The following is a 22726-nucleotide window of genomic DNA, read 5'->3' as shown; positions in this document are numbered from 1 at the left end:
TTCGTCTACCTGCCTCTAGCTGGTCAGCGCTCTGGCCAATCGTGCGATCAGGCCCATGGACTGTCGCGACGGTAGAGCGCTCGCCCGGAGCTGGTCAAAAGCGAGCTTGTACCGGTCGACAGGTCCATCCTCCTCCAGATAGAGCATCCCGTCGAGGTATCCCAGGCTGACAACGTCCAGATCCATGGGATCCGGGTACGAGAAGATAGTGAACGCACCATCCAGACCCGCGTGCCAGCCCTGCCCGAAGGGGACCACTTGGATGGACAGTTGGGGCGGGTTGTTCAACTCGATGAGCCGTTGGAGCTGAGCGGCCATTACCTTCGGTCCGCCGACCATGCGATGGAGTACCGCTTCGTCCAGCAGACAGACGAACTGTGGCGGGTTCTCCCTCCGCAGGATCTCTTGCCGGTCCATCCGTACGGTGATGAATGACTCGATCCGGTCCTCGGGGGCGCCCTTCTCAACGCCTCGGATGGACTCCTCCGCGTACTCCCGCGTCTGAAGAAGGCCCGGGACCAGCAGCGGTTGGAATGCGAGTATCCGGACCGCGTCGGACTCGATGCTGATCTGCTCCTCGAAGTGTTCACCGACCAGGTCGCTGTACTGTGCCCACCAGCCCTTTCGTCGGCCCTCGCGCGCCATGGTCGTCAGGGCCGTCTTCAGCCGCTGGTCCTCGACCCGGTAGAGCTCCAGCAGCGCCTCGGCCTCCAGTTTGGTGATTCCCTGACGCCCGTTCTCCTGGCGGGAGATCTTGGACTTGTCGCCGCCGATGCGCTCGGCGGCCTCCTCCATCTTGATGCCCGCCGCTTCGCGCAGGCGCTTGAACTCGCCGCCTACCTTGCGGCGTCGGACCGTTGGGCGTGGATGGCTGGGCAACTCGGCCCCCTTCCGGATGAGTTCGGCAGCGTTGTGCCATATCGAACCACAGCATCTCCAACTGCCGCCACGCGCCAACTTGGTTGGCGAGTTCTTGCCAATCTACAATTTTGTAGCTCAGCTAGTTGCGGTACGGGCACGGGCGAGTCCACTCTGTTGTCATCACAGATGGCGTCCAAGAGGTCACGGGGCGTCAAAGTCACTTGCGATGCGCCTGGTTCAGGGCGCCGAAGGAGCCATGGGCGTCATGGCAGACACAGACATCACGCAGTACCGGCAGGAGCTGACAATTCGACCGGGTGCCCTCGCGGGTATCCGGCAGATGGTCAGCGTGTACGTACGGCTCTGGGGCTTTGCCGCCTTGGCGGAGACCACCGCGCTGTGCACGCATGAGCTGCTGTCCAATGTGGGCAAGCACACCGACTCCGCGCAGTGCGTGCTGACTCTCCGGCGTCGGCTTGACGGCGTCCGCGTAGTGGTCAGCGACACCAGCGGCGAACTGCCGGTCGTCCGCGAACCGGACTGGGCCGCCGAGAGCGGACGCGGCCTGGTCGTCCTGGAGAGCATGGCCGATACCTGGGGGGTTGAGGGGCACTCCTTGGGCAAGGACGTCTGGTTCGAGATCCGCAGGCCCTCCCGGGAGGTCGTGGCGTGACCGGCGGGTTGAGGGTCCCGTTCATTACGCGGTGGAGTGACGAGCGGGATGTGTCGAGGGCGGACCTGTGCCTTGGCACGAAGGGGCTCTTCTATCGTCACGATGACGCGGCCGACCGTGACAAATTCGGTGCGCTGTGGGCGCGGACCGTGGGCAGGGCCGGGGTCGGTGAGCCGCGGTTTCGTGATGTGAGCTTCTCCCGGCAGCGCCAGGCGATGCGGGACCTGCTGTGCCAGGTGTGCGCGGGTCCCGCCAGTACGACCCGGCTGGGCACGCTCTTCTTACTTCAGGGCAAGGTCCGCAGTGCCTCGGAGCTGGAGGACGAGCCCACCGGTCACCCACCGCTGTGCCTGCCGTGCGCCCGGCTCTCCCGGGACCAGTGCCCGCGCCTTGCGCGGCGCTGCACAGCTGTACGGGCCAGGAAACCGACCGTGTGGGGGGTGCTCGGAGTACCGTACCTTCCGCCGACACCGTTACTTCCGGCCATGGGCGGCCTCGTACCGGAAGGCAGAACCCTGTACGTGGGGTACGGCAGGGCCGACCTCCGCTTTGTTCTCGCCCATCAACTCCTGCGCCAGCTGCGACGCGTCACGGTCATCGATCTGGATGCAGAACTTTCAGCAGGTCCGTTGTGACGTCCGCCAGCCGGGCCGCCGGGCCGGGTGGGAACAAGGCTTCCCCCGAGGGGAGTTCGGTGGAGAGATTGAACGCGCTGAGGGGCGCTCCGGGCGGGTCGTCGAGGAGCCGGAGGATGGGCGGTGCGACCTCGGCGGCGGGTTTCGCCGTGAGCTTCTGCTGGGCGATGAAGGCCGCCGTCGGGGCGTCGAACTCGCCGGCGAAGCTCGTGGCGGTCGTTCCCGGGTGGAACAGGACGTATCTGACCGGGCCCTCGCCGTGGCGTTCGGCGAAGGTGACTCCGAGCAGATCGTTCAACCTGCCGGTCACGAACATGGGATGCCGGTAAGAACGCTGTCACCGATCCTGCTGGCTTATTCCGTGCCCGGCGGGGCTGGCGGCTCGTTGGTCAGGACAGCAGCGGCCGTCTTGGCGTTCCCGGTCGCGGGTGGGGTGTGGAATGTCGATGCGGCCGAGGCCGTGGCCGAAGGTGCCTGAGCTGACCGCGCAGGTGGCGCGGGCGGTGGCGGCACGGGGCCCATATCCGTTGGCGATGCGGGTCCGTGACGAGCTGGGCGAGTTGTTCGCGGACGCCGAGTTCGCCGAAGCGTTCGGATCCAGAGGGCGGCCGGGCTGGTCACCGGGCCAGCTGGCGCTGGTGACGGTGTTGCAGTTCGCCGAGAACCTCACCGACCGGGCGGCAGCGCATCGGGTGCGGTACGGCATGGACCTGAAGTACGCGCTCGGCCTGGAGCTGGATGATCCCGGGTTCGACGCCTCGGTGCTGTCCGAGTTCCGCACGCGGTTGGTCGAGCACGGGATGGAGGAGAAGGTGCTCGACCTGCTGCTGACCGCCCTCAAGGACCGGGGCCTGGTGAAGGCCGGAGGCAGGCAGCGCACTGACTCCACCCGCGTGCTGGCGGCAGTACGCGACCTGAACAGGCTGGAGCTGGCCGGGGAAACACTGCGGGCCGCGCTGGAGGCGCTGGCCTGTGCGGCCCCGGACTGGTTGACCCAGGCGGTGCCCCGTTCGGGAATGGGCCGAACGCTACGGCCCGCGGATTCACTCCTGGCATCCGCCAGCTTCCACGAGCAAGCGCGAGGAGACGGCCCTGGTCTACGGCCGGGACGGGTTCGCGCTGCTGGAGGCGGTGCATGCCCCTGACGCGCTGGCCTGGCTGCGTGAGCTCCCGGCGGTGCAGGTCCTGCGCACGATATGGGTGCAGAACTACCACCGCACTGTGACCGAGGCCGGGGCGGAGGTGAAGCGGCGGGAGAGCGGAGACCTCCCGCCCGGCAGACTGCGGCTGGTCTCTCCGTATGACGCTGACGCGCGCTACGGCCTCAAACAGGGCTCCGGGTGGACCGGCTATAAGGTCCACATCAGTGAGTCCTGCGACGATACCGATGACCAGGACTCGGCTGCCAGCGGCCAGGCGCTGATCCCTGGAGCCGACGGACCGCAGCTGCGCTTGATCACCGGCATCGCGACCACCGACGCCACAGTGACCGATGCGGAAATGACCGAACCGGTCCATCACATGCTCGCCATCCGTGATCTCCTGCCCGCCGAGCACTTTCTCGATTCCGGTTATGCCTCCGCCGAGTTGATCGTGGGGATGAAGAAGAACTTCGGGGTCACCCTGGTCACCCCGGTCCTGATGAACAGCTCACCCCAGGCACGTGCCGGCGCCGGGTTCGACCGCACCGCGTTCACCATCGACTGGGACAAGCGACAGGCCACCTGCCCACGCGGGGACACCAGCACCTGGTGGAGCCCCGCCACCCTGCGCGGCACCAAGGCCATCGTCATCAAGTTCGACAAGGAGACATGTCGCCCCTGCCCGGTGCGCGACCAGTGCACCCGCTCGAAGACCGGTGGCCGGACCCTCTCCCTGCAACCCCGCGAGCTGCAAGAAGTCCTCGATCATGCCCGCCTCCAGCAGGGCGACGAGCTCTGGCGAGCCAAGTACGGAACCCGCGCGGGCATCGAGGGAACCATCCACCAGGCCGTCGCGGTCACCGGGATGAGACGTGCCCGATACCTCGGTCTCCAGAAGACCCACCTGGAGCACGTCTTCTCCGCCGTTGCGCTCAACCTCATTCGCCTCGATGCCTGGTGGAACGGTCACCCGCTCGACCGCACCCGCGTCAGCCACCTTGCCCGCCTCGGCCTCTCCCTCGCCGGGTGACCGAATAAGCGAGCAGGATCGCCACCAGCCGCAAACCGGGTGATCTACTCCGCCCAGTCCCAGGCGGTGGCGCGAGGCTGGGCGCCGATCTCGGACATGAACGAGTCGGTGCCGTCCGGCGGAACTGGGTTCTGCTTGGAGGCCAGCTCGGGCGCGCACACCTGCCAGTACAGGGTCCGGGTCCCGTATGGGGCGATGCCCGCGTCCTGCGTGAGCATCTTGACCGGGCCGTCCACTTCGTCGGGGTACTCGCTGTCGGCGTGCTTGGGCGTGTACAAGGTCTGGAACTTCTGGGTGATGGAGATTACCGCGGTGTCGGAGCGGTTCTCGTAGACGGTCATGACGTTCACGCACTTGTTCGTCGCGTCGCCGTCGTGCCATTCGGTCAGGACGACCGATCCCTGCGGAGTGCGGGCCGGGGCTGGCGCGGGCGCCGAGGAAGCGGCCGGTGTGGGGGTGGCCGAAGTGCGGCTGGCTACAGGCGTTGGTGTCGGTGTGGGGGTGGGCGTGATGGTCTGGGTGACCGTGACCGTGGGGGCTGCTGCAGCGGGCTGCGGGGCTCGGCCGCTACAGCTGGCGGCGAGGAGCGCGGCCGCGCAGGCGGCTATGACAGGACGGAACCGGCGGGTCATGTCTGCCTTTCACGTTCAGCGAGATGACTGCGGCAGGCGCTGCTCGGCCGGTTTCTGTGGGGGACGAAAGCGGGGATCGCCACCTGACATTCGGTACGAAGCGGATCATAGCGGCGGGTACGGGGCGGTGATCAGCCCTCGGGCTTTGGAGACAGCTGGGGCACGTAGTTGTAGATGGTGTTGCCCCCGTCCGAGAGAAGTGACAGCGGGCTCATCGGGCGGCCTTCTTTTGCAGGATCCATACGTAGTACCACTTGCCGTGTGTGCGTTTGGGTTTGATATCAGCAAATGCCTGGATGGTCGGCCACAGGCCGGTTGCGCCAGCCGCGATCGTCGCGCTGGTGGCGAGCGCACCTTGGAGGGCATCGGGGCGGACCGCGGCAAGGACGGCGCTCGTCGAACCCAGCACAGCACCGGACCGGATCAGGGCCCGGGACCGGGCCGCCTTGTCTATCTCAGCAGTAGCGGCGCTCAACTCGTCACGGATGGCGAGCGCGATCCGTTCCAGGGCGAGCTGGGAGTCGACCGCTTCCAGCGCGTCGTCGAGTTCGAGGAGCCGAGAGCGCATGAAGTCACGGTACTGGGTGTAGGAGTCGAACTCCTCGCTGGTGACCTGCGCGAAGTCGCTGAGGCTGAGCCCGTTGATGAAGGGCAGATCGATCTCCAGGATCGGCCGGACCACCCGGCTGGCAAGGGGCTTGGCCCTCGCCAGATCCACGGCCCGGCCATGCTCCACTACGAAGTCGATCGACCGGTCACTGAACGAAGGGAGTGGATCGGGCTCCGCAGGCTCCCGGTCAAGGTCCGAATCGCGGACAGAGGTCCCGACTATTTTGACCGGGCAATACCAGACCAGCCCACTGCGTAGCAGAGGCTCAGCGTTCAGAAGCCACTGGCCTAACTCGCCAATGTCCTTGGTCACCATCCCGTAGCGGCTGATCAGACCCGTTGTGTAGGGAACTCCTGTTCCTGATGGGTCGACCGTACGGGTTTGGGTTGGGTGGAACCCGAGCTGGTGCACGGCTCCGGTGCCGTGCTCGGACAACAGCATGGTGTCCGCGACCAGGACAACCCGCTTGGTGACATGCGTGAAGCTCCCCATCTCTGAGGACAGCCCGACGTAGTACGGGGCGGCCGAGGCGTTCTTCGCGCGCAGTAGACGCAGGTAGTCGACTTCTCGGCCATACTTGATGGCGACGTCCTGGACAGACGTCCTCTCCTGCTCCGACAGCGAGTCGTAGAACGCGTTCATCCGGCCCGCCACGCCCCGGTTCTGTGCCCGTCGATCCTGCCACGCTCGCCATCCACGTCGGGACATCTGCACAGCATGATTGGCAGTCGAGCCCCCTGTCCAGAGGTGCTGTGGCCGCTCGGGGTGCTGCACGATGGGTACGAGGTCGCCGCTCGCCGCGTACGGCGCTAAAGCGAGCGCCCTCGCGCATGACTCAGCCCCGGCGACATGGTCGGCCTGCCAAGCCCAAGACCTGATCACCGCCGTTTGCGGCTGGTGACGATCCTGCTGGCTACGAATAAGCCAGCAGGATCGTCACCAGCCGCAAACGGCGGTGTCTTGCGCGGCTGATGCCAGCTCAGCCGCACCACCCGCAACAGCACGGTCGCACCGATGAGACCGGATTACGCCTTATCCGCTGATGGGCATGCGCGCCACCCTTGTGACGACCGAAGGTGAAGTCTCGCGAAAGGCGACAAGCCTGGCGGGACCAAGGCAGTTCGACGCCATGTCGACTGCACAGGGAGGGGCGAGCAGTGAGGACAGTGCGTCGTACTCTGGCCAGTGTCGCGATCGGGTTCGGATTGCTGATGGGGACCATGGCTGCGCCTGCCGCAGCCACGTCACCCGCGCAGGCCGCATGCTACCCGGCGTATATGGACAACCAGTTCGTAGCGAACACGCCGTGGCACGTCGAGCCCTACGGCAGTAGCCGGGTCGCCGCCCGCGGCGGCGGATCGATCTACATCATCCAATACTGCCAGAACTCGTACCTCAACTGGTGGTACCAGAGAAGTGACGGCCTGTGGGCGTACGAGGCGTACATCGGCGTCTGACCCGGCCTGATAGCGAGAGCCGTCCACGTCAGTGGTTGTGGGCCCGGAAGGCACCCTGCCTTCCGGGCCCTTCCCTCTCACCGCCGTTTGCGGCTGGTGACAGCGTTCTTACCGGCACCCCAACATCGCGCGGACGCCGTCGTAGCGCTCGGCGCTCTGGAGGTCGTCCCAGTCGATCGGTGTGTCATGGCCCGGCCCGGCCACATTGACGACGGCCGGCCTCTCCGCCTTCTCCAGGGCGTCGAGCAGTCCGTAGCTGAACAGCACACGGCTCAGATAGAAGAGCGCGAAGTTGTCCTCGAACCCCTCGGCGGTCACCCGCCGGTGTGTACGGAAGTAGCGCGCGCACAGGACCAGACCGTCGATCGCCGGATGCGCCTCCACCACCTCGCCGATGACGCGCCGGGTGCTCGACACCAGACTGAGGTCCGCCCGGACGAAGTCCAGGCCCCCCGGCGCCGCGGCCGCCTCCCGTGCGAGCCGGTCGCCCTTCTCCGGATCCGTTCCGATCACCACGACATGGTCGCCCCGCGAAAAGAGCGCGCGGGCGACGGCGGCACCGATCCCGTCGGTGCCGCCGGTAATCACAAACGTCTTCGTCGAGCGCATGGCCGCGACTTTACCAGCGCGCAAGGTTAGTTGAACCGGTGGGTTCAATCCCGGCCGCCTCGGGACGCGCTGACGTTCCGGCACGGTTGACCGTCGGGGGCGCCCGCGGCCGGAGGCCGCTGATGGACACAGCAAGCGCCCGGAGGCGAACCGAGCCCTCAAAAATTACGGAACAGACCCGGCCGGCGCAGGGGGCGCTCCCCGCCGGCCAGGTCCTTGTCCCGTGCAGCGGGGAGAGTCACACCCCGGTGTGCAAGGCGATTCGCTCATCGCCCGCGTACACGTTCATGGACGAGCCGCGCAGAAAGCCGACCAGGGTCAGCCCGGTCTCGGCCGCGAGATCGACGGCGAGCGACGACGGCGCGGATACCGCCGCCAGCACCGGAATTCCCGCCATCACGGCTTTCTGCGCCAGCTCGAAGGAGGCACGGCCCGACACCAGCAGGATCGCCCGGGAGAGCGGCAGGAGATCCTGCCGCAGTGCCCGGCCGACCAGCTTGTCGACCGCGTTGTGCCGGCCCACGTCTTCCCGGATGTCCAGCATTTCGCCGCTCTCCGAGAACAGGGCCGCCGCGTGCAGACCCCCGGTCCTGTCGAAGACCTGCTGTGCCGCCCGCAGCCGGTCCGGGAGTCCGGCGAGCAGCTCCGGCTCCACCCGGAGCCGGGGATCGTCACCGATCGGGAAGCGGGCGGTGGTCCGTACCGCGTCCAGGCTGGCCTTGCCGCACAGGCCGCACGACGAGGTCGTGTAGACGTTGCGCTCCAGTGTGATGTCCGGGATCGGCACACCGGGGGCGAGCTGGACATCGACCACGTTGTAGGTGTTGGTGCCGTCGGCCTTGGCCCCGGCGCAGTACACGATGGAGCGCACATCGGCGGCGCTCGCGAGCACGCCCTCGCTCACCAGGAAGCCCGCCGCGAGTGCGAAGTCGTCACCCGGGGTGCGCATAGTGATGGCGAGCGGCTTGCCGTTCAGCCGGATTTCCAGCGGCTCCTCGGCCACCAGGGTGTCGGGGCGGGCCGAGACGGCTCCGTCCCTGATACGGATGGTGCGACGGCGTTCGGTGACCCGTCCCATGGTGATCAGTCCTACTCGTCAGGCGTTCAGCGCTGCTGTACGTGCTGGTAGCCGAAGCGGCCCTTGATACAGAGGTTGCCGTGTGTCACGGGGTTGTCGTGCGGAGAGGTGACCTTGACGATCTCATTCTCCTGTACGTGCAGTGTCAGATTGCATCCGACGCCGCAGTACGCGCAGATGGTGGTGGTCTCCGTCTGCGCCGACTCGTTCCATGTCCCGGCCTCCCGCATGTCGAACTCCGACTTGAAGCTGAGCGCTCCGGTCGGACACACCTCGATGCAGTTGCCGCAGTAGACACACGCGGAGTCGGTGAGCGGAGTGTCGTGCTCGGTGGAGATACGGGCGTCGAAGCCCCGGCCCGCCACTGAGATCGCGAAAGAGTTCTGCCACTGTTCGCCGCATGCGTCCACACACTTATAGCACTGGATGCACTTGTCGTAGTCACGGACGTACAGATCGTTGTCGATCTTGGGCTCCTCGTCGAGCCGGGCCGCGTCCGGGCCGAAGCGGGCCGGCTTCGCCTTGTACTCCTTGATCCATTCGGCGGCCCTCGGGGTGGTCGAGAGGTCCGTCGACGAGGCGAGGAGTTCGAGGACGATCTTGCGGCTGTGCCGGGCGCGCGGGCTGTCGGTGCTGACCGTCATCCCCGCCTCGGCCTTGCGTGAGCAGGCCGGGGCGAGCACGCGCGCGCCCTCGACCTCGACGACACACACCCGGCAGGCGTTCTTCGGCGTCAGTGTGTCGCCCTCGCAGAGCGTCGGGATGTCCTTGCCCGCCGCCCGGCAGGCGTCCAGGATCGTGGAGCCTTCCGGCACTCGTGTCTCCTGGCCGTCGAGGGTGAACTCGATCAGACGGCGCGGAAGCTGGAGAGGTATCGCGGTCACTTGTAGGCCCCCAGACGGTCGATGGCGGACTCGACGGCACTCCACGCGGTCTGTCCCAGACCGCAGATGGAGGCGTCCTTCATGGCCTGTCCGACCTCGCGCAGCAGCGTGATGTCGTCGGCCGCCGCGGCACCGGTACGGTCCACGATCCGGTGCAGCGCTTCCTCCTGGCGGACCGTGCCGACCCGGCAGGGGACACACTGCCCGCAGGACTCGTCACGGAAGAACTCGGCGATACGGAGCAGGATCCTGGGCAGTTCGACCGTGTCGTCCAGCACCAGCACCACCCCGGAACCCAGCGTGGTGCCCGCGGCCCGGGTGCCCTCGAAGGTGAGCGGGATGTCCAGCTCGTCGGGGCGTACGAAACCGCCCGCGGCGCCGCCGAGCAGGATCGCCCGCATGGTGGGCGACGGGCCGGCCAGCGCGAGCAGCTCGCCGAGCGTGGCGCCGAACGGCAGCTCGTAGATGCCGGGCCGCTCCACATTGCCCGACACGCAGAAGAGCTTGGGGCCGGTGGACTGGCCGGTCCCGATCGCCGCGTACGCCTGCGCGCCCCCGGTCAGGATGGGCAGCACATTGATCAGCGTCTCGACGTTGTTCTCGGCGGTGGGCTTGCCGAACAGGCCCTTCTCCACCGGGAACGGGGGCTTGGAGCGGGGCTCGCCGCGGTAGCCCTCGATCGAGTTGAACAGCGCGGTCTCCTCACCGCAGATGTACGCGCCGGCGCCGCGCCGGATCTCGATGTCGAAGGAGTAGCCCTGGCCGAGGACGTCGTCCCCGAGCAGTCCGCGGGCGCGCGCCTGGTCGATCGCGTGCTGGAGGAGCCGCAGGGCACGCGGGTACTCGCCGCGCAGATAGAGGAAGCCGCGCCGCGCGCCGACCGCGTACCCGGCGATGGTCATCGCCTCGACCAGGGAGTACGGATCGCCCTCCATGACCACCCGGTCCTTGAAGGTGCCGGGCTCGGACTCGTCGGCGTTGCAGACCAGATAGTGCGGATGGGCGGGCTGGGAGGCGGTGGCCTGCCACTTGCGCCCGGTGGGGAAGGCGGCGCCGCCCCGGCCCACCAGACCGGCGTCCGTGACCTCCCGGATGACCCCGGCGGGCCCGAGCTCGAAGGCCCGCCGCAGCGCCGTGTAGCCGCCGTGCGCGCGGTAGTCGTCGAGGCTGTACGGATCGACGACCCCGACCCGTCCGAGCAGTGTCAGCCCCGGCTGCCCGGCCTGCGGTACGGCCATGGCGGCGGACGGTTCCGCGGGCGCCGCCTCCGGCTCGGCCGCCGCGAGGACGAGCGCCTCGGCGGTCGCGGGCGCGATGACGGCCGTGGCGTAGCGCCGGGCGGACAGCTCCCGCGGCGCCGCGCCCGCGGCCGTGCCGTCGGGGCCGGTCCCGTTCAGCTGCCGGGTGGCGGCGCCGTACGCCGGTCCGGCCGGGTCCGCCCCGGCCGGCCAGACGGGGCGGGCACCCGCCAAGGGGGGTGCCGGCTCCGCGCCGTCCCGCGCGGAGCCGGCGTTCGGGTTGGCCGTAGTGGTCCCGGACGGGGCACCGGCCTGGATGACCAGCGCCGCCGGGGCCCGTTCACAGAGACCGAGACAGGGACTCGGCTGCCAGACGACCCCGCCCGCGGCGGAGCCGGCCGCGCCGAGACGCTCCTCCAGCGCCGCGCAGAGCGCCGTGGAGCCATGGGCCGCGCAGGCCACGTCCGTACAGACGTGCAGCACCTTCGCGGGGCGCGGCTTGACCGCGAACATCGCGTAGAAGGTGGCGACGCCGTACGCCTCCGCCGGCGGCACGGTGAGCCGTCGGCAGAGATAGTCCAGCGCGCCTTCGCTGATCCAGCCGATGCGGTCGTTGACCGCGTGCAGCCCCGGCAGCAGCAGGTCCCGCCGTTCGCGCGCCTCACGGCCGCCCCGTGCCCAGCGCAGATCCGTGTCCGTACGGTCGTCCGCGCCTTCCCAGGCCGAGGCCGGAGGGCCGAGCAGCGCGTCGACCGCCGCCCGTTCCTCATCGGTCGGTTTGCTGTCACCGAAGTGCAGATCCACTGATGCTCAGCTCCTCACGCGGGCAGGGACGCGGTCGTCACGGACAGCTTCTCGATCCGGATCGCCGAGGCCTTGAACTCGGCGGTGCCCGCGATCGGGCAGTTGGCCTCGATGGTGAGCTGGTTGGTGTCCACCTCGTCCGGGAAGTGCATGGTCATGAAGGCCAGTCCCGGCCGCAGCCCCGGATCGATCCAGACCGGTGCCTGCACCACGCCGCGCCGCGAGCTGATCCGTACCTCCTCGCCGACCGACACCCCGTACCGCTCGGCGTCCTCCGGGCACAGCTCCACATACTCGCCGCGCCGCAGCGGGGAGGCGAAACTCCCGCTCTGCACCCCGGTGTTGTACGAGTCGAGCCGGCGGCCCGTGGTGAGCCTGATCGGGAACTGATCATCCGTCAGATCGACCGGGGGGTCATGCTTGACGATGCCGAACGGTGCGAGCCTGCCGCGGTCGGCGGGGTCCGCCTCCCACAGCCGGCCGTGCAGATAGGTGGGTTCGAGCCGCTCCGTGTCGGGGCAGGGCCACTGGATTCCCTGGTGCTCCTCCAGCCGCTCGTAGGTCATCCCGTAGTGGTCGGGGGAGACCGAACGCAGCTCGTTCCAGACCGACTCCGCGTCCGCGTACTTCCAGGGGTGGCCGAGCCGCCCCGCCAGATCGCAGATGATGTCGATGTCCTCACGCGCCTCGCCCGGCGGCTCGACCGCCTTGCGTACGCGCTGCACACGGCGCTCGCTGTTGGTGCTGGTGCCGTCCGTCTCGGCCCAGGCGGCGGTGGCGGGCAGCACCACATCGGCGAGTTCGGCGGTCTTGGTGAGGAAGATGTCCTGCACCACCAGACAGTCGAGCCGCCGCATCCGCTCGACCGCCTGCTCGCTGTCCGCCTCGGACTGCGCGGGGTTCTCGCCGATGCAGTAGACGGCCTTGAGGTCACCCGTCTCCATCGCCTCGAACATCTCCGTCAGCGTCATCCCGTACCGGGGCTGGATGACGGTGTCCCACGCGGTCTCGAACTTCCGCCGCACCTGCGGCTCCAAAATGTCCTGGAAGCCCGGCAGCCGGTTGGGGATGGCCCCCATGTCGCCGCCGCCCTGCACGTTGTTCTGGCCGCGCAGCGGCTGCACACCGGAGCCGTACCGCCCGACATGCCCGGTGAGCAGCGCGAGATTGATCAGCGCCCGGACGTTGTCGGTGCCGTTGTGATGTTCGGTGATGCCCAGCGTCCAGCAGAGCTGTGCCCGTTCGGCGCGGGCATAGGCATGGGCCAGATCGCGGATGGCCTCGGCCGGTACCCCCGTCACCTTCTCGGCCGCGGTGAGGGTCCAGGGCTCGACCTCGGCGGCGTACTCCTCGAAACCGGTGGTCGCGCGCTCGATGAAGGACGCGTTGTGCAGCCCCGCGTGAATGATCTCGCGGCCGACCGCGTGCGCCAGCGGAATGTCCGTACCGACATTGAGTCCGAGCCAGCTCTCGGCCCATTCCGCAGTGGAGGTACGGCGGGGGTCGACGGCATACATACGTGCGCCGTTCCTGATACCCCGCAGCACATGCTGGAAGAAGATGGGATGCGCGAAACGCGCGTTGGAGCCCCACATCACGATCAGATCGGTGTGGTCGACCTCGCCGTACGAGGAGGTGCCGCCACCGGATCCGAAGACCGCGGAGAGACCGGCCACGCTGGGCGCGTGGCACGTCCGGTTGCAGGAGTCGACGTTGTTGGTCCCCATGACCACACGCGCGAACTTCTGCGCCACATAGTTCATTTCGTTGGTCGCGCGTGCGCAGGAGAACATCCCGAACGCTCCGCGCGCGGCGCCCAGGCCCGCCGCGGCCCGGTGCAGGGCCTCGTCCCAGCTCGCTCTGCGGAGAGGGCCGCCCTTTTCGTCCCGGACCATGGGATGGGTGATACGGGCATAGGTCTTCGGTGTTCGCTCTCGCTTCTTCACGCCGCGCTCTCCTCATGAGTGAGGGCCAACTGGCCGCGCCCATTGCATACAGTATTCAGTAGGCGGGTACGCGTGGGAACCCTCTGTAAGGGAATTGACGCGTACCCGCCTATCGCGAGTGGGGATCAGGTAGTGCGGGATGGAGCGGGGAGGATCACGCGGCCGCGCCGCGGGCCAGCAGATCCGAGATCGCTTCCACCGTGCGGAGCGTCGGCACCGGCACGCCGGTGATGTCCGCGAGCTCCACCACGGCGGAGAGCAGGACGTCCAGCTCCAGCGGTTTGCCCTTCTCCAGGTCCTGGAGCGTGGACGTCCGGTGGTCACCGACCCGTTCGGCGCCTGCCAGCCGCTTCTCGATGGAGATGTCGGGACGGCAGCCGAGCGCCTCCGCGACCGACAGGGTCTCGGACATCATGAGCTCGATCACCTGACGGGTACTGCCGTGCAGACACATCTCCCGCATCGTCGCCCGGGTGAGGGCGCTGATCGGGTTGAAGGAGATATTGCCGAGGAGCTTGATCCAGATGTCATCGCGCAACTCGGGCTCGACCGGGCATTTGAGACCGCCCGTCCACATGGCTTCGCTGAATTCCAGACACCTTCCGGACACCGTGCGGTCCGGCTCGCCGATGGAGAAACGGGTTCCTTCGAGATGCCGGACGATGCCCGGTCCCTCCAGTTCCGTCGCGGCGTAGACCACACACCCGATGGCGCGTTCGGGCGGCAGCACGGAGCTGACCGAACCGAGCGGATCCACGCTTTCGACGCGCCGGCCGTCGTACGGGCCGCCATGTCCGTGGAAATACCACCAGGGGATGCCGTTCTGGGCGGCGATCACCGCGGTGTTCTCCTTGAACAGCGGTGTCACCAGCGGCCCGCACGCCGCGTAGGAATTCGCCTTGAGGCCGAGGAACACATAGTCGACCGGGCCGATGTCCTCGGGCCGGTCGGTGGCGTGCACCCGTGCGGTGAAATCACCGCGCGGGCTGAGCACCCGTACTCCGTGCTCTCTCATGGCCGCGAGATGCGGCCCGCGGGCGATGAGATGAACGTCGGCACCCGCCCGGTCGAGGGCGGCTCCGACATAGGCGCCGATCGCTCCGGCGCCGACGACTGCGACTTTCATGTGGGGCTCTCCGTTCGGTTTGAGGGAGACCGAGGGAAGGGTCACACTCTGTTGCTCGCACCCCGAGGGGCGATATATTGTCTACAGTATGGAGTTCTGGCCGACAAGGCTTCCGTTCGGTATGCAGTCGGCAAACTCGGGCGTGGATCTTGTCCGGACCTTCCCAACCTGGGCGGTCGGTTTCTAGAGTTCGCGGATGACCCCACCAATCGCACCTGTCGGCTGGAGCCGCTGGCTGGTGCCCCCCGCCGCTCTGTCGGTGCATCTGTCGATCGGCCAGGCCTACGCCTGGAGCGTTTTCAAACCCTCACTTGAATCCGCGCTCGGTCTCTCCGGCACCGAGAGTGCTCTTCCTTTCCAGCTCGGCATCGTGATGCTCGGCCTCTCGGCCGCCTTCGGCGGCACACTCGTCGAGCGCAACGGACCGCGCTGGGCGATGACGGTCGCCCTCTGCTGCTTCTCCTCCGGCTTTCTGCTCGCCGCGCTCGGCGCGGCCACCGAGCAGTACTGGCTGATCGTCTTCGGCTACGGCTTCGTCGGCGGCATCGGGCTCGGCATCGGCTACATATCCCCGGTCTCCACGCTCATCAAGTGGTTCCCCGACCGGCCCGGTATGGCCACGGGCATCGCCATCATGGGCTTCGGCGGCGGCGCGCTCATCGCCTCGCCGTGGTCCGCGCAGATGCTGGAGTCCTTCGGTCCGGATTCCCACGGCATCGCGCTCGCCTTCCTGGTGCACGGCCTCGTGTACGCGGTGTTCATGTCGCTCGGCGTGCTGCTGGTCCGGGTGCCCCGCCCGGACGACCGGCCCCGCAAGACCCCCGACGCGGCGCGGCCCGCCGGCGCGCTGATCTCCACCGCCCAGGTGTCGGCGCGCTCCGCCGTGCGCACCCCGCAGTTCTGGTGTCTGTGGGTCGTGCTGTGCATGAACGTCACCGCGGGTATCGGGATCCTGGAGAAGGCCGCCCCGATGATCACCGACTTCTTCGCGCGGACGGACACGCCGGTCTCGGTCTCCGCCGCGGCCGGATTCGTCGCCCTGCTCTCCGCCGCGAACATGGCGGGGCGCATAGGCTGGTCGTCGACCTCGGACCTGATCGGCCGCAAGAACGTCTACCGCGTCTATCTCGGCGTCGGCGCCGTGATGTATCTGCTGATCGCCCGGTTCGGCGACTCCTCCAAGCCGCTGTTCGTGATCTGCGCGCTGGTCATCCTCTCCTTCTACGGAGGGGGCTTCGCCACCATCCCCGCCTATCTCAAGGACCTCTTCGGCACCTATCAGGTCGGCGCCATCCACGGCCGGCTGCTCACCGCCTGGTCCACCGCGGGCGTGCTCGGCCCGCTCATCGTCAACCGGGTCGCGGACAGCCAGGAGGCGGCGGGCAAGAGCGGTTCGAGCCTCTACGGACTCTCGTTCACCATCATGATCGGCCTGCTGGTCGTCGGCTTCGTCGCCAATGAACTCGTCAGGCCCGTCCATCCCCGCCACCATGTCCCCGCCCCGAAGGAGGCAGCAGATGACCGGCTCACCGTCGAACAGCAGCGCAGCGCCTGAGAGCGGACCGTCCGTGCCGCCGGGCCGTACCGGTCTGATCGTCTTCGCCTGGCTTTGGGTGGGCCTCCCTCTCGCGTACGGTGTGTACGAGCTGGTCCTCAAGGCCAAGCAGCTCTTCACCGGATGATCGGGAGTCTCCAAGCGGCGGCGGCGAATCCTGTTGGATCACCCGTCCCCTTACCGGTGAGTCGCTGAGGAGACTGGTGCTCTCCTGACGTCGACTGCAGAGGGGGTCCCGGGCATGACCGGCACTCGTATCGCCGCGCTCGGGCACTACCAGCCCGCCAAGGTGCTCACCAACCACGATCTGGCGGCACTGGTCGACACCAGTGATGAATGGATCAGCAGCCGGGTCGGTATCCGGACCCGCCATGTGGCGGGTCCGGACGAGCCGGTGGACGAGCTGGCCGCGCACGCGGGCGCCAAGGCGCTCGCCGCGGCCGGTCTCACCCCGGCGGACGTCGATCTCGTACTGGTCGCCACCTCCACCGCGACCGACCGCTCGCCGAACACCGCGGCCCGGGTCGCCGCCCGGCTCTCCATGGGCTCGCCCGCGGTGATGGACCTCAATGTCGTGTGCGCGGGTTTCACCCACGCCCTCGCCACGGCCGACCACGCCGTACGGGCGGGCTCCGCGGCCCGGGTGCTGGTGATCGGCGCCGACAAGATGACCGCCGTCACGGACTGGACGGATCGTTCCACCTGTGTGCTGGTGGGGGACGGCGCGGGCGCGGCCGTGGTCGTGGCGACCGGTCAGGCCGAGGAGCCGGGGATCGGTCCGGTGCTCTGGGGCTCGGTGCCGGAGATGGGGCACGCCGTACGGATCGAGGGCACCCCGCCGCGGTTCGCCCAGGAGGGCCAGTCGGTCTACCGCTGGGCCACCACCCGGCTGCCGCCCATCGCGCGCGAGGTCTGCGCGCGGGCGGGGGTCACCCCCGAGGAACTGGCCGCGGTCGTACTCCATCAGGCCAATCTTCGGATCATCGAGCCGGTCGCCCAGAAGATCGGCGCGATCAACGCCGTGATCGCCCGTGATGTCGTGGAATCGGGCAATACGTCCGCCGCCTCGATCCCCATGGCCCTGTCCAAACTCGTGGACCGCGGAGAGGTCGAATCCGGTGCTCCGGTGCTGCTCTTCGGCTTCGGGGGCAATCTCTCCTATGCGGGCCAGGTCATCCGGTGCCCATAACCCCGGCCGTTCTCGGTAGACTGTAGACGATAGCCAATGTCTTGAAGTGAGTTGCTGCCGTCATTGACACCGCCGGCCATGAGGGGGACCCGCGATGTTGTCCGCGAAATTGGCACAGGGAGCCGTACCCAAGCTCGAACGGCCCGGTCCGCTGCGTGAGCGCGTGTACGAGGCCCTGCTCGAACTGATCACGACGAGGGCGCTCCGGCCCGGCCAGCATCTCGTCGAGAGTGAGCTCGCGGGCCATCTCGGAGTCTCCAGGCAGCCGGTGCGCGAGGCGCTCCAGCGGCTCAACACGGAGGGCTGGGTGGATCTGCGCCCGGCTCAGGGCGCCTTCGTCCATGAGCCGACGGAGGAGGAGGCGGACCAGCTGCTCTCGGTCCGTACGCTCCTGGAGGCGGAGGCCGCCCGGCTGGCCGCGGCCAACTCCGGCTCGGCCGGGATCGCCGCCCTGGAGGCACTCTGCGCCCGGGGCGAGCAGTCCGTGGCGGACGACGACGTCGATCTGACGGTCGCCACCAACGCGGCCTTCCATGCGAAGGTCATGGAGCTGGCGGGCAATGTCGTGCTGGCCGAACTGGCCGCGCAGGTGGACCGCCGGGTCCGGTGGTACTACACCCCGGTCGCCAGACAGCGCGGCAAGCAGTCCTGGATCGAGCACCGGGAGCTGATCGAGGCGATCTCGGCGCGTGACGAGCGGCGCGCGGTCGAGGTCATGAAGGGCCACACGGAGCACACCCGTAACACCTATCACCACCGTACGCAGGGCTGATCTGCCGATAACGGTCTGATCCGGACGAATCACACATAAGGCCCCACGGGGTCTCAAAAGTCATGCCGGAAAACAGCTTTGTCCTCGGTGTGGAGAAAGTTGGAACGGATTCCCGCGCAACTTCTTCCCACTGAGGGCAAGCGCTGCTACGTTCCCTCGAAAGCCCGACAAACATGGCCGAGAAGGCGGGGAGGGGCGCGTGAGACGCATGACGGCACGACCCGCGAACGCCCATCAGGCGCGACTGCTCAGACTGCTGCGCGACGGTGGGCCCAACTCCCGTGCGCAGCTCGGTGACCAGGTCGACCTGTCGCGCTCCAAGCTCGCTGTCGAGGTGGACAGGCTGCTGGAGACGGGCCTGGTCGTCGCCGACGGACTCGCCGCCTCACGCGGCGGCCGGCGCTCCCACAACATCCGGCTGGCGCCCGCCCTGCGCTTCCTCGGCGTCGACATAGGCGCCACCTCCATCGATGTGGCCGTGACCAACGCGGAGCTGGAGGTGCTGGGGCATCTCAACCACCCCATGGATGTCCGCGAGGGGCCCGTCGCCGTCTTCGAGCAGGTGCTCGCGATGGCCGCCAAGCTCAAGGTCACCGGACTCGCGGAGGAGTTCGACGGGGCGGGGATCGGGGTCCCTGGCCCTGTCCGCTTCCCCGAGGGTGTCCCGGTCGCGCCGCCGATCATGCCCGGCTGGGACGGCTTCCCCGTGCGGGAGGCCCTCAGCCAGGAGCTCGGCTGCCCGGTCATGGTCGACAACGATGTGAATCTGATGGCGATGGGGGAGCAGCACGCGGGCGTCGCCCGCTCCGCCGGAGACTTCCTCTGTATCAAGATCGGCACCGGTATCGGCTGCGGGATCGTCGTCGGCGGCGAGGTCTACCGCGGTACGACCGGCAGCGCCGGTGACATCGGCCATATCCAGGTCGTGGCGGACGGCCGCGCCTGCGCCTGCGGCAACAAGGGCTGTCTGGAGGCCTACTTCAGCGGCGCCGCGCTCGCCCGTGACGCGGAGGACGCGGCGCGCACCGGACGCTCGCCCGAACTGGCGGCGCGGCTGGAGGCGTCGGGCCGGCTCACCGCGGTGGATGTCGCGGCGGCCGCCGCCGCGGGTGATCCCACCGCGCTGGATCTGATACGCGAGGGCGGTAACCGCGTCGGCCAGGTCATCGCCGGCCTTGTCAGCTTCTTCAACCCCGCCCTGGTGGTGATCGGCGGCGGTGTGACCGGCCTCGGTCACACACTGCTGGCCAGCGTCCGCACCCAGGTCTACCGGCAGTCACTGCCACTGGCCACCGGCAATCTCCCCATCGTCCTGGGGGAGTTGGGCCCGACCGCCGGAGTCACCGGCGCGGCCCGGCTCATCAGCGACCACCTGTTCTCGCCGGCCTGAGGCCGGCGGCACGCACCACCGGACACCACGCACCACCCGTACGAGCCGCACCACCAGCACCGCGAGCACACCGAGCGCCACCCCGTAAGAGCCGCACCACCCGCGCCATCGAGCACCACCGGTACCACCCGCGCCACCGTAAGAGCCGTACCACCCGCACCACTTGACCCATCCGCACCACCGGCACCACTGGCACGAGCCGTACCCGATGTCGCCGCGTTCCCGTGTTCCACGGGCCCTCGGCACCCGCACGAGCCGCACACCACTGTCACAGCGTCAGCACGAGCCGCAGCACACGCACCGTACGACCGGCGTCGCCGTACCCGTACGACCCCACACAGCTCCGCCGTACCTGGTTCCGCCCTGCCCTTGTTCTGCTCTGCCTCTGTTCAGCCCTGCCCGCGGGGCGGGCCGCATCCGCCGAGGGGATTACGCCATGGCACCAGCACCACCCGAGAGCCCTCTGCTCACCATGTCCGGCATCACCAAGATCTTTCCTGGCGTCCGCGCGCTCGACGGTGTGGACCTGGAGGTCCAGGCGGGCGAGGTCCACTGTCTGCTGGGCCAGAACGGCGCCGGCAAGTCCACCCTCATCAAGGTGCTCGCCGGGGCTCATCAGCCCGACGGCGGAGTGATCACCTGGCAGGGTGAGGAGGTCACGCTCAAGTCGCCCGTCGCCGCCATGCGGCTCGGGATCGCCACCATCTACCAGGAACTCGACCTGGTCGAGGGGCTGTCGGTCGCCGAGAACATCTTCCTGGGCCATGAGCCGACCACCGCCGGCTTCGTGGTCAAGGGCCGGGAGGCGAGGAGCGCGGCGACGGCGCTGCTCAAGCGGCTCGGCCACCCCGAGATCCAGGCGCACCGGCCGGTCGGCTCGCTCTCCGCCGCCCAGCAGCAGATCGTCTCCATGGCACGGGCCCTCTCCCACGAGGTACGGCTCATCGTGATGGACGAGCCGTCGGCCGCCCTCGACCCCGACGAGGTCGACAATCTCTTCCGGGTCGTCTCCACACTGACCGCCGACGGTGTCGCCGTCATCTACATCTCCCACCGCCTGGAGGAGATCCGGCGTATCGGCGACCGGGTCACGGTCATCAAGGACGGCCGTACCGTGGCGGTCGCCCTGCCGGCGAAGGAGACCCCGACCCGCGAGGTCGTCGCCCTGATGACCGGTCGCAATGTCGAGTACGTCTTCCCCGAGCGCCCCGCGCCGTCCGCGGCCGGCGCCGTGTCGGCCGAACCCGTACTGCGTGTCGAAGGACTCGCGAGGGAAGGGGAGTTCGAGCCGGTCGACCTCGAACTGCGGCCCGGCGAGATCGTCGGACTCGCGGGGCTCGTCGGCTCGGGACGCTCCGAGATCCTGGAGACTATCTACGGGGCACGCAAGCCCAGCGCGGGCCGTGTCCTGGTCAACGGCACCGCGCTGCGGCCCGGCAGCGTACCCTCCGCCGTCCGCGCGGGACTTGGCCTGGCGCCCGAGGAACGCAAGGCCCAGGGCCTGCTGATGCTCGAATCGGTCACCCGCAATGTGTCGGTGTCCTCGCTCTCCCGGTTCGCGCGGATCGGCTGGCTCGACCGCTCGGCGGAACGGACCGAGGCCAGGGCGGCCACCAGGGAACTCTCCCTGCGCCCCGACAACCCGGACACACCGATCCGTACCCTCTCCGGCGGCAATCAGCAGAAGGCGGTCCTCGCACGCTGGCTGCTGCGCGGCTGCCGGGTCCTGCTGCTCGACGAACCCACGCGTGGTGTCGATGTCGGCGCCCGCGCCGAGTTGTACGCCGTGATCCGCCGGCTGGCCGACGAAGGCCTCGCCGTGCTGCTCGTCTCCAGCGAGGTACCCGAAGTACTGGGCCTCGCCGACCGGGTGCTGGTGCTCCGTGAGGGGCGGATCGTCCATCGGGCGCCCGCCCAGGAGCTCGACGAGCACCGTGTACTCGACCTTGTGATGGAAGGGAGCCCGACGCCATGAAACAGCCTGCCTCCGAGGCACGGCAGGGCGGGCCCGACGCCGTGGCCACGCCCGAGCCGACCACGCCCGCCTCAGCCACGTCACCGGCCAAGCCGACGGGAGGGAAGGGCGGCGGGCGTCCCCTCGGGTTCCGCCTCGACGTCCGTAACCTCTCTCTGCTCGGGGTGCTCGCCGCACTGATCATCGTCGGCGGTATCACCAAGCCCGATCAGTTCCTGGACACCAACAACCTCCAGCTCATCCTCACCCAGGCCTCGGTCATCGGTGTGGTCACGGTCGGTATGACCTTTGTGATCACCAGCGGTGGTATCGATCTGTCGGTGGGCGCGATCGTGGCGCTGGCCTCCGTATGGGCGACCACACTCGCCACCCAGGAGTACGGTTTCGCCGGCATCCTCTTCACCGCCATGGTCGTCGGTCTCGGCTGCGGACTGGTCAACGGGCTGCTGATCGCGTACGGCGGGATGGTGCCGTTCATCGCGACCCTCGCGATGCTCGCCTCCGCCCGCGGTCTCGCCCTCCAGATCACCGACGGCAAGACCCAGATCGTCACCGTGGACTCGGTGCTCGACCTCGGCATCCCCGACTCGTACATCCTGGGGATACCGCCGCTCGTGCTGGTCTTCGCGGCCGTCACGATCATCGGCTGGCTGGTGCTGAACCGTACGACCTTCGGCCGGCGCACCGTCGCCGTCGGCGGCAACGCGGAGGCCGCCAGGCTCGCCGGTATCGATGTCCGGCGCCAGCGGCTCTATCTCTATCTGCTCTCCGGGCTCTGCTGCGGTATCGCGGCCTTCCTGCTGATCATCCTGGCGGGCTCGGGACAGAACACCAACGGAAACCTGTACGAGCTGGACGCCATCGCCGCGGCGATCATCGGCGGCACCCTGCTCAGCGGCGGCCGGGGCACCATCGTCGGCTCCGTCCTCGGTGTTCTGGTCTTCACCACGATCACCAATATCTTCGCGCTCAACAATCTCCAGAGCGATGTCCAGCAGATCGCGAAGGGCGCGATCATCGTCGCCGCCGTACTGGTCCAGCGCCGCACCGTGCGCAACGGCGAGGCCTGACCTCCGACCTCGCACCCGCCACCCCTGTACCGCCCTACCTTGAAGGGTTG

General features: G+C 68.4%; 21 protein-coding genes. 11 read left to right on the top strand and 10 right to left on the bottom strand.

Going from position 1 to position 22726, the window contains the following annotated elements:
- Nucleotides 1-15: 15 nt before the first annotated feature.
- Nucleotides 16-879: a helix-turn-helix domain-containing protein gene (locus tag OG214_RS07910; protein ID WP_405984313.1), complete on the bottom strand. Its 864-nt coding sequence runs from the start codon at nt 877-879 to the stop codon at nt 16-18.
- A 247-nt stretch (nt 880-1126) separates the two neighbouring features.
- Here OG214_RS07910 and OG214_RS07905 point away from each other — a divergent pair, with 247 nt between their 5' ends.
- Complete coding sequence (locus OG214_RS07905) at nt 1127-1534, top strand: ATP-binding protein (protein ID WP_405984312.1); 408 nt, start codon at nt 1127-1129, stop codon at nt 1532-1534.
- A 594-nt stretch (nt 1535-2128) separates the two neighbouring features.
- Here OG214_RS07905 and OG214_RS07900 read toward each other — a convergent pair.
- The gene (locus OG214_RS07900; RefSeq protein ID WP_405984311.1) at nt 2129-2479 is read right to left on the bottom strand and encodes a hypothetical protein; all 351 of its coding nucleotides are present in this window, start codon (nt 2477-2479) and stop codon (nt 2129-2131) included.
- 223 nt (nt 2480-2702) lie between these two features.
- Here OG214_RS07900 and OG214_RS07895 point away from each other — a divergent pair, with 223 nt between their 5' ends.
- Nucleotides 2703-3314 (top strand): transposase, encoded by a 612-nt coding sequence (locus OG214_RS07895; RefSeq protein ID WP_363079591.1) that lies wholly within the window; start codon nt 2703-2705, stop codon nt 3312-3314.
- Complete coding sequence (locus OG214_RS07890) at nt 3301-4341, top strand: transposase (protein ID WP_363079590.1); 1041 nt, start codon at nt 3301-3303, stop codon at nt 4339-4341. The genes OG214_RS07895 and OG214_RS07890 overlap by 14 nt, the downstream gene beginning before the upstream one ends.
- A 44-nt stretch (nt 4342-4385) precedes the next feature.
- On the opposite strand, the gene OG214_RS07885 is transcribed toward OG214_RS07890, so the two are convergent.
- On the bottom strand, nt 4386-4691 hold the full coding sequence (locus tag OG214_RS07885) for a hypothetical protein (protein WP_363079588.1): 306 nt from the start codon (nt 4689-4691) through the stop codon (nt 4386-4388).
- A gap of 493 nt (nt 4692-5184) precedes the next feature.
- A complete protein-coding gene (locus OG214_RS07880; protein WP_363079587.1) occupies nt 5185-6225 on the bottom strand; it encodes a hypothetical protein in 1041 nt (346 codons plus the stop codon).
- Nucleotides 6226-6860: 635 nt separating this feature from the next.
- Between OG214_RS07880 and OG214_RS07875 the strand changes: the two genes are divergently transcribed.
- On the top strand, nt 6861-7040 hold the full coding sequence (locus OG214_RS07875) for a hypothetical protein (RefSeq protein ID WP_405984310.1): 180 nt from the start codon (nt 6861-6863) through the stop codon (nt 7038-7040).
- 108 nt (nt 7041-7148) lie between these two features.
- Here OG214_RS07875 and OG214_RS07870 read toward each other — a convergent pair whose 3' ends face one another.
- The 6 genes from OG214_RS07870 to OG214_RS07845 all read right to left on the bottom strand — a co-directional run bounded on the left by OG214_RS07870 (nt 7149) and on the right by OG214_RS07845 (nt 14725).
- Nucleotides 7149-7649 (bottom strand): SDR family NAD(P)-dependent oxidoreductase, encoded by a 501-nt coding sequence (locus tag OG214_RS07870; RefSeq protein ID WP_405984309.1) that lies wholly within the window; start codon nt 7647-7649, stop codon nt 7149-7151.
- Nucleotides 7650-7887: 238 nt separating this feature from the next.
- Nucleotides 7888-8727: a formate dehydrogenase accessory sulfurtransferase FdhD gene (fdhD, locus tag OG214_RS07865; RefSeq protein WP_405984308.1), complete on the bottom strand. Its 840-nt coding sequence runs from the start codon at nt 8725-8727 to the stop codon at nt 7888-7890.
- Nucleotides 8728-8753: 26 nt separating this feature from the next.
- The gene (locus OG214_RS07860; protein WP_363084556.1) at nt 8754-9611 is read right to left on the bottom strand and encodes a 2Fe-2S iron-sulfur cluster-binding protein; all 858 of its coding nucleotides are present in this window, start codon (nt 9609-9611) and stop codon (nt 8754-8756) included.
- Entirely contained in the window at nt 9608-11653 is a 2046-nt protein-coding gene (locus tag OG214_RS07855) for an NAD(P)H-dependent oxidoreductase subunit E (RefSeq protein ID WP_405984307.1), read from the bottom strand. Before OG214_RS07855 ends, OG214_RS07860 begins: the two co-directional genes overlap by 4 nt.
- 14 nt (nt 11654-11667) lie before the next feature.
- A complete protein-coding gene (locus tag OG214_RS07850) occupies nt 11668-13599 on the bottom strand; it encodes a molybdopterin-dependent oxidoreductase (RefSeq protein WP_363084558.1) in 1932 nt (643 codons plus the stop codon).
- Between the two features lie 154 nt (nt 13600-13753).
- Nucleotides 13754-14725, bottom strand: coding sequence for a 2-dehydropantoate 2-reductase (locus OG214_RS07845; protein ID WP_363084559.1), 972 nt, complete (start codon nt 14723-14725; stop codon nt 13754-13756).
- Between the two features lie 196 nt (nt 14726-14921).
- Between OG214_RS07845 and OG214_RS07840 the strand changes: the two genes are divergently transcribed.
- The 7 genes from OG214_RS07840 (at nt 14922) to OG214_RS07810 (ending at nt 22676) form a co-directional block, all read left to right on the top strand.
- Nucleotides 14922-16280, top strand: coding sequence for an OFA family MFS transporter (locus OG214_RS07840; protein WP_363084560.1), 1359 nt, complete (start codon nt 14922-14924; stop codon nt 16278-16280).
- On the top strand, nt 16243-16407 hold the full coding sequence (locus tag OG214_RS07835) for a hypothetical protein (RefSeq protein ID WP_363084561.1): 165 nt from the start codon (nt 16243-16245) through the stop codon (nt 16405-16407). Before OG214_RS07840 ends, OG214_RS07835 begins: the two co-directional genes overlap by 38 nt.
- Before the next feature lie 114 nt (nt 16408-16521).
- Nucleotides 16522-17469, top strand: a complete 948-nt coding sequence (locus OG214_RS07830) for a beta-ketoacyl-ACP synthase III (protein ID WP_405984306.1) — start codon at nt 16522-16524, stop codon at nt 17467-17469.
- Nucleotides 17470-17563: 94 nt separating this feature from the next.
- The gene (locus OG214_RS07825; protein ID WP_363084629.1) at nt 17564-18241 is read left to right on the top strand and encodes a GntR family transcriptional regulator; all 678 of its coding nucleotides are present in this window, start codon (nt 17564-17566) and stop codon (nt 18239-18241) included.
- A gap of 208 nt (nt 18242-18449) precedes the next feature.
- The gene (locus OG214_RS07820) at nt 18450-19631 is read left to right on the top strand and encodes an ROK family transcriptional regulator (RefSeq protein ID WP_363084628.1); all 1182 of its coding nucleotides are present in this window, start codon (nt 18450-18452) and stop codon (nt 19629-19631) included.
- 436 nt (nt 19632-20067) lie between these two features.
- Nucleotides 20068-21606 (top strand): sugar ABC transporter ATP-binding protein, encoded by a 1539-nt coding sequence (locus OG214_RS07815; RefSeq protein WP_405984305.1) that lies wholly within the window; start codon nt 20068-20070, stop codon nt 21604-21606.
- Entirely contained in the window at nt 21603-22676 is a 1074-nt protein-coding gene (locus OG214_RS07810) for an ABC transporter permease (RefSeq protein WP_405984304.1), read from the top strand. The genes OG214_RS07815 and OG214_RS07810 overlap by 4 nt, the downstream gene beginning before the upstream one ends.
- Nucleotides 22677-22726 lie beyond the last annotated feature (50 nt).

This window comes from Streptomyces sp. NBC_00872 (assembly GCF_045161915.1).
Taxonomy (GTDB): Bacteria; Actinomycetota; Actinomycetes; order Streptomycetales; family Streptomycetaceae; genus Streptomyces.
The sequence above is the reverse complement of the archived record's forward strand: the minus strand, read 5'-3'. Positions and strand labels throughout refer to the sequence as shown.